Consider the following 6,635-nt stretch of genomic DNA (forward strand, 5'->3'; position numbering starts at 1 on the left):
CTGCTCGACGCGGTCGCCGCACAGGCCGCCCGCCCCTCCCACATGAGCTTCCGCACCTGGTCCGACGGCACCGAGATCTGCCGCTGCACACTGGGCCGCGCGGCCGAGGACGAGTTCGGCGCGCCCGAGCTGCAGGTCCACCGGGCCGACCTCCACCACGCGCTGGCCGCCGCGGTGCCGCCCGGCTGCGTGCACCTGAACACCGCGGCCGTGGGAATCGACCAGGACGACGAGTCGGCCCGGGTGACGACGGCGAGCGGGGAACGCCTGAGCGCGGACCTGGTCGTAGCGGCGGACGGGGTGCGATCGGCGGCCCGCCGGTGGCTCTTCGGCCCGGACGAGGCGGTGTTCTCCGGAACCGCCGCCTACCGGGCCCTGCTCCCGGCCGACGAGGTCACCGACCTGGACCTGCCCCCGTTCGGCGTCTGGCTCGGCCCGGACCGGCACTTCGTCCACTACGGGGTGCGCCGCGGCGAACTCCTCAACGTCGTCGCCGTGTTCCGCACCGACGCGGCCCAGGAATCCTGGACCGCCCGGGCCGAACCGGGCGAGCAGACAAGCGAGTTCGCCGGCTGGAACCCCCGCGTGCTCAGCATCCTGCAACGCACCGGCCAGGTCTTCCGCTACGGCCTCCACGCCCGCGCCCCGCTCACCCGCTGGAACACCGGACGCGTGACCCTGCTGGGCGACAGCGCCCACGCGATGGTGCCGTTCGCGGCACAGGGCGCCGCCCAGGCGATCATGGACGCGGCCGTACTGGGCGACACGGTCGCGGGCACGACACCGGCCGGGATACCCGCCGCCCTCGACACCTACGTACGGCGACGCCTTGCCACGGCCACCAGCGCGCAGACCGGTTCCGCACGGGCGGGCGAGGACTTCCACCTCCCGGACGGCCCCGAGGCCCGGGCCCGCAACGCCCGTATGGCGGCCCAGGTGGCCGAGAACAGGTTCGGTCCCTTTGCCGAGGCCTGGTCGATCCGGTCAGGTCTGTAGCCCGTCGGTCCGGTCAGGCCCGTAGACCTTTGAGTCCGTCGTAGGCGGCTGTCACCAGCTCCATACCCCGGGTGTCGTCCGCCGGGTCACGCATCTGAATTTCCAGGGTGCCCGGATCAGCGTGGGACCTGGTGACCCGGTGGCCTGGTGGCCCGGTCGTACGGGTACGGAATCGCGGGGCGTCCTCGTGCGTTGTGGACTGTGGGTGACCGATCCGACAGAAAGTGGAGGGATCGCGATGGCTGCGCAGACGCAGAGGGCCGTGCTGGCGGGCGGATGTTTCTGGGGGATGGAGGAGCTGGTCCGCCGACTCCCGGGAGTGACGGCGACCCGCGTCGGATACACCGGGGGTGACGTGGCGAACGCGACATACCGCAACCACGGCACGCACGCGGAGGCCATAGAGATCCTCTACGACCCCGAGAAGACCGACTACCGAGCGCTTCTGGAGTTCTTCTTCCAGATCCACGACCCGAGCACCAAGAACCGCCAGGGCAACGACATCGGCCTCAGCTACCGCTCGGCGATCTACTACGTGGACGACGAGCAGAAGCGGATCGCCGAGGACACGATCGCGGACGTGGACGCCTCCGGACTGTGGCCGGGCAAGGTCGTCACCGAGGTGGAGCCGGTCGGCCCCTTCTGGGAGGCCGAGCCCGAGCACCAGGACTACCTGCAGCGATACCCGGACGGCTACACCTGCCACTTCCCCCGCCCCGGCTGGCGCCTGCCGGCCCGCACGGAGGGCTGACTAACCCCCCACCGTGGGGTAGGCACGTTCCCGGGGCAGCAGCCGCGCCGCCGCGTCGAGCTCATCGCCGCCGACGAGCGCGTGTATCTCGTGAGCCAACGGCGTCACGTCACGAATGGCGACCGTCCATTCGTCGGCGTAGCGCCGTACGGCCTCTCCGGAGAGGCCGAGCTGCAAGGACCGGTACGGCAGAGGCCGTAGATGCAGATCCCGTTCGGGGTCCCACTGGACACGCGTGGGTGCCCTCTTGAGCTGACGCTGCCAGGTGGCGCGGTCGGGGTGCACCCCGCGTTCGTAGCTCGACAGGCAGGCGTGGCGCAGGGCCCACTCGAAACCGTCGCGACTGATCTCGACGGCCAGGACGGTCTCCTGCCCCGCCTTCGTACCCCAGCCGCAGCGGTACATCATCCACAGGAACGACGGCTTGATCCAGGTCATGCGCTCCCGCTTCCAGGCGACCGGGAAGCGGCCCTCGCGGACGGCGGCCAGGCCGATGTCCGGGGTGTACGCCTGGTAGACGGTGATCGTGGTTTCCGAGTGGACCGCACGGATCTGGCGGTGCGGTTCTTCCATGGCGTACAGGGTGGGGGCGGGTGGGGCTGGGCGGCTACTGGTTTTCTACGGCGGGTGGAAGGTGCCGGGTGGCGGGCGGGGCACTCGACCCTCGATCGGTAAGTGACCGGTCGCCCCTGGTTCTGTTCAGAGGCCGCTCGGGTTTCGGGGCAGCCAGTCACGGTGGCTCTCGCGCAGTCGGTCCCGCTCTTCCGGGTTCGTCGCGATGACGTCAGCGCCGCCGTCGTAGGGATGGTGGAGACGGGTGAGTCCGCTGTCGCTGATGATCACTCCGCTGAGCACGTCGTCCGCGACCTCGCGGAGGATGCCGTCGACCGCCCCCGGCCGCCAGGGGCGGCGGTCGGCGTAGAGGTGGGTGTAGCTGTGGAACTCGAGGTCCGGGTCGTCCTCGTGGGCCAACGTCGTCCATCGGGTGCCTTCAGGGTGCACCTCCCGCCGTCGCGGCGGGAGTTCCGCCCCGTCCGGCTCCTCCCAGGACCAGGCCACGGTGATGACGTGGACGTCGGTGCCCTCGAAGAGTTCGTCCAGGACCGTGTTGTACCGATGGAGGACGACGGCGTACTCGTCCTCGGTCTCCGGATAGCGCTTCGAGCCGGGGAGGCTGTGGAAGCGCACCCAGCGGTCGCTGTAGGCGGCGCGCAGTTCATGGGCGACGGGAGGCCCCTTCGGGAACTGGCGCTGCCACAGCGCGGACAGACGGTCCCTGTCGAGTTCGCCGCTCATCCCTCGGCCGACGCCACACCGATCGGGCAGGACACCCCGGTCCCGCCGATCCCGCAGTACCCCGCCGGATTCTTGGCCAGGTACTGCTGGTGATATCCCTCGGCCGGGTAGAACACCCGCCCCTCCGCCGGCAGTATCTCCGTGCTGATCGTCCCGAAGCCCGAGCCCGTGAGGACCCGTTGGTAGGCCGCGCGGGAGGCTTCCGCCGCGGCTGTCTGGGCCGGGGTGCGGGGGTAGATCGCGGAGCGGTACTGGGTGCCCACGTCGTTGCCCTGGCGGAAGCCCTGCGTCGGGTTGTGGGACTCCCAGAACGTCTTCAGCAGCTTCTCGTACGAGATCAGCGCCGGGTCGTGGACCACGCGGACCGCCTCCGTGTGGCCGGTCAGGCCCGAGCAGACCTCCTCGTAGTGCGGGTTCTCGGTGTAGCCGCCCTGATAGCCGACCAGGGTCGTCCACACGCCCACCGGGAGCTGCCAGAACTTGCGCTCGGCACCCCAGAAGCAGCCCAGCGCGAAGTCGGCGACCTCCAGGTGCTCGGGGTAGGGGCCGAGCAACGGTGTACCGAGGACGACGTGGCGGTCGGGAACCGCGAACACCCGCTCCGGCCGGCCCTGCAGAGCCTGCTCGGGGGTCGGCAGCTGGGGTGTACGACTGTGCAGGAACATGCGCTCTCCCAACGGGCCTCAGGGTGAGTCCGGAGTGTCAACGGGCAACGGTCTTCGAGAATTCCGGTCCCGCGCCTTCGCATACGGCGGCCCTGAGGCCCCCGCCAGCCCCCTGCCGGTCCCCGCGGCCCCCGGCCCTGAGCGCAGCCCCCGGCCGTCAGTGCGGCAGGCTCGCCGGACTCCCGCCGTTCGCCTCGTAGCCCGCCACCGCCAGCGCCCGGTAGACCGCGAACTCCGCCGCCGGGTCGGGGGACAGGGTCCACGGGAGCGCTCCGACGTGGCCGTCGATGTGTATGAGCTGGTTCATCGCCTCGGACCAGCGCTCCGCGCGGACCAGGAAGAAGACCAGCAGATGGCGGACATGCGCCAGCATCGGGTCGTCGGGGCGGGCCGCGTGGACAGCGAACAGCGCGCCGTGGATCGCCTTCTCCACGACCTCGCTCTGGTAGAAGCTGCTGACCAGATTCACTTCGGGAAGGTGCTCGAAGACCGCGAAGAGCGGCATCGCGGCGAGCAGGGAGCCCTGCGGCGCCCGCGCGGCGGCGGCTTCCGCGAACGAGTTCGCCAGCTCACGCGAGCCGTGCCACTTCTCGCACCAGTAGTGCAGGGCCGCCAGATGCGCTCCCATGTGGGCCGGCGCACGGTCCAGGATCTTCAGCCACAACTGCTCGAACTCCGGCTGCGGATAGGTCAGTCCACGGGCCACCGACAACTCGACGATGTACGGGACCGGGTCACCGGGGGAGAGCAGCGCCGCCTGCCCGCAGGCGTCCCGCGCCTCCTCCATGATGATCCGGAACTCGTCCGTCCCCCGCGTCGACGTACGCCACGCCTGCTGCACCAGGAACTCCGCGTGCACGGCCGCGCCGCCCGCGTCCTTCGGGTGCTCGGCCCGCCACACCCGCAGCCACTGCCCGCCCGGCGCCTCGCTCACCCCGCCGGGCCGCTGCTGCAGCTCCAGCGAGGCGGCGCCCGCGAAGGCCTGCACGCGCTGCCAGCGCAGCTCGCCCGCGATCTCGGTGCCGGCCAGCAACTGCATCGCCGCGCGGTAGTCCTGCGTGCGCTGCACCAGGTCGAGGACGTCCAGCAGGTCCTGGTCGGGTCCGGGCATACGGATGTCCAGCTCTTCCTCGCGCACGAAGCCGTAGGTCGCCGGGTCCGCGGCGTCCGGGTGGCCCGGCGAGACCTGCTCGATCATCCCGCGCCTGCGCCGCAGGAACGGGATCAGCACGAAGCCCATCATGAGCAGCGCCATCAGGACCCAGAGAATCTCCATGCCTCAAGCGAACCAGACGGGTCCGACAATTGGCCAACCCGGCCCACCACCCTGTGGAAAACGACCGCCGCTCTGCCACGCCACCCTGTGGAAAACCTCCGGATCGCCGTTCGCTCCGCGAGCGCACTACGCTCGGCCCCATGAGCGACAGGCACATCAGTCAGCACTTCGAGACCCTCGCGATCCACGCGGGCAACACCGCCGATCCCCTCACCGGCGCGGTCGTCCCGCCGATCTACCAGGTCTCGACCTACAAGCAGGACGGCGTCGGCGGTCTGCGCGGCGGCTACGAGTACAGCCGTAGCGCCAACCCCACCAGGACCGCCCTGGAAGAGAACCTCGCCGCCCTGGAGGGCGGTCGCCGAGGACTCGCGTTCGCGTCCGGACTGGCGGCCGAGGACTGCCTGTTGCGTACGCTGCTCAGCCCCGGCGACCACGTCGTCATCCCGAACGACGCGTACGGCGGCACGTTCCGTCTCTTCGCGAAGGTCGTCTCCCGGTGGGGCGTCGAGTGGTCGGTCGCCGACACCAGCGACCCGGCGGCGGTACGGGCCGCCATCACCCCGAAGACCAAGGTCGTCTGGGTGGAGACCCCCTCCAACCCGCTGCTCGGCATCACCGACATCGCGGTCGTCGCGCAGATCGCCCGGGACGCGGGCGCGAAGCTCGTCGTCGACAACACCTTCGCCACGCCCTACCTCCAGCAGCCGCTGGCCCTCGGCGCGGACGTCGTCGTGCACTCCCTGACCAAGTACATGGGCGGCCACTCGGACGTGGTCGGCGGCGCGCTGATCGCGGCCGACGAGGCGCTCGGCGAGGAACTGGCCTACCACCAGAACGCGATGGGTGCGGTCGCCGGGCCCTTCGACTCCTGGCTCGTGCTGCGCGGCGCCAAGACGCTGTCGGTACGCATGGACCGGCACAGCGAGAACGCCACCAAGGTCGCCGACATGCTCACCCGGCACGCGCGCGTGACGCGCGTTCTCTACCCGGGCCTCCCGGAGCACCCCGGTCACGAGATCGCCGCCAAGCAGATGCGGTCCTTCGGCGGCATGGTCTCCTTCCAGGTCGAGGGCGGCGAGGAGGCGGCCGTCGAGGTCTGCAACCGCGCCAAGGTGTTCACGCTCGGCGAGTCCCTGGGCGGCGTCGAGTCGCTGATCGAGCACCCGGGGCGCATGACGCACGCGTCCGTCGCCGGTTCGGCCCTGGAGGTCCCCGGCGACCTCGTCCGCCTCTCCGTGGGCATCGAGAACGTGCAGGACCTCCTGGAGGACCTGCAGCAGGCCCTGGGCTAGGGCCTATGCCCGACGGCGAGAGCGCCGGTTCCTCACCAGCCCGTCAGCGGTGGAGTCGTCTCCGACGGCGGCTCCACCCAGGGATGCACCATCAGCGCCCACACGGTGAACGCCACGACCGCCGCGCACAGCAGCAGCCACATCAGCCGCCGGGCGGCCCTCCGGCGGCGCAGCATCCGGCCGCCGCGGCGTACGACGTCCGCGTACAGCTCCGGCGGCACCTGCGGCGGAGTCCGCTCCATGATCCGCCGCACGGCCGCCTCCCGCTCGGGCCTGTTCACGCGCGCGTACCCCCGCTCGGCGGCCTCATGACGGCGCCACCTTTGCCCCCGCCACCTTCGGAGCCGCGAGATCGG

Annotated in this window: 8 protein-coding genes; 3 read left to right on the plus strand and 5 right to left on the minus strand. The window is 71.0% G+C overall.

Annotated elements, in window-relative coordinates:
* Both R6V09_RS42510 and msrA (R6V09_RS42515) read left to right on the plus strand, forming a co-directional pair.
* Positions 1 to 996 (plus strand): FAD-dependent monooxygenase (locus R6V09_RS42510; RefSeq protein ID WP_317886836.1); only part of this gene is annotated, 996 nt, incomplete at its 5' end.
* A 238-nt stretch (positions 997 to 1,234) separates the two neighbouring features.
* Entirely contained in the window at positions 1,235 to 1,747 is a 513-nt protein-coding gene (gene msrA / locus R6V09_RS42515; RefSeq protein WP_317886837.1) for a peptide-methionine (S)-S-oxide reductase MsrA, read from the plus strand.
* On the opposite strand, the gene R6V09_RS42520 is transcribed toward msrA (R6V09_RS42515), so the two are convergent.
* The 4 genes from R6V09_RS42520 to R6V09_RS42535 form a co-directional block, all read right to left on the minus strand.
* A complete protein-coding gene (locus tag R6V09_RS42520; RefSeq protein WP_317886838.1) occupies positions 1,748 to 2,320 on the minus strand; it encodes a DUF4291 domain-containing protein in 573 nt (190 codons plus the stop codon).
* Between the two features lie 126 nt (positions 2,321 to 2,446).
* Entirely contained in the window at positions 2,447 to 3,043 is a 597-nt protein-coding gene (locus tag R6V09_RS42525) for a DUF3885 domain-containing protein (RefSeq protein ID WP_317886839.1), read from the minus strand.
* Positions 3,040 to 3,708 (minus strand): peptide-methionine (S)-S-oxide reductase MsrA, encoded by a 669-nt coding sequence (gene msrA, locus R6V09_RS42530; protein ID WP_317886840.1) that lies wholly within the window; start codon positions 3,706 to 3,708, stop codon positions 3,040 to 3,042. The genes R6V09_RS42525 and msrA (R6V09_RS42530) overlap by 4 nt, the downstream gene beginning before the upstream one ends.
* Positions 3,709 to 3,865: 157 nt before the next feature.
* Positions 3,866 to 4,984: a hypothetical protein gene (locus R6V09_RS42535; protein WP_317886841.1), complete on the minus strand. Its 1,119-nt coding sequence runs from the start codon at positions 4,982 to 4,984 to the stop codon at positions 3,866 to 3,868.
* Between the two features lie 140 nt (positions 4,985 to 5,124).
* On the opposite strand from R6V09_RS42535, the gene R6V09_RS42540 reads away from it, so the two are divergent.
* Positions 5,125 to 6,279, plus strand: coding sequence for a cystathionine gamma-synthase (locus R6V09_RS42540; protein WP_317886842.1), 1,155 nt, complete (start codon positions 5,125 to 5,127; stop codon positions 6,277 to 6,279).
* Positions 6,280 to 6,311: 32 nt separating this feature from the next.
* Here the strand turns inward: R6V09_RS42540 and R6V09_RS42545 are convergent, their stop codons facing one another.
* Complete coding sequence (locus R6V09_RS42545) at positions 6,312 to 6,560, minus strand: hypothetical protein (protein WP_317886843.1); 249 nt, start codon at positions 6,558 to 6,560, stop codon at positions 6,312 to 6,314.
* Positions 6,561 to 6,635 lie beyond the last annotated feature (75 nt).

Origin of the sequence: Streptomyces sp. W16, from assembly GCF_033194735.1 — a bacterium.
Lineage (GTDB): Bacteria > Actinomycetota > Actinomycetes > Streptomycetales > Streptomycetaceae > Streptomyces.

What these genes read in the sequence shown, in the direction of transcription:
- msrA (WP_317886837.1), top strand. Translation starts at nt 1,235, where the DNA reads ATGGCTGCGCAGACGCAGAGGGCCGTGCTGGCGGGCGGATGTTTCTGG.
- R6V09_RS42540 (WP_317886842.1), top strand. Translation starts at nt 5,125, where the DNA reads ATGAGCGACAGGCACATCAGTCAGCACTTCGAGACCCTCGCGATCCAC.
- R6V09_RS42535 (WP_317886841.1), bottom strand. Translation starts at nt 4,984, where the DNA reads ATGGAGATTCTCTGGGTCCTGATGGCGCTGCTCATGATGGGCTTCGTG.
- R6V09_RS42525 (WP_317886839.1), bottom strand. Translation starts at nt 3,043, where the DNA reads ATGAGCGGCGAACTCGACAGGGACCGTCTGTCCGCGCTGTGGCAGCGC.
- msrA (WP_317886840.1), bottom strand. Translation starts at nt 3,708, where the DNA reads ATGTTCCTGCACAGTCGTACACCCCAGCTGCCGACCCCCGAGCAGGCT.
- R6V09_RS42520 (WP_317886838.1), bottom strand. Translation starts at nt 2,320, where the DNA reads ATGGAAGAACCGCACCGCCAGATCCGTGCGGTCCACTCGGAAACCACG.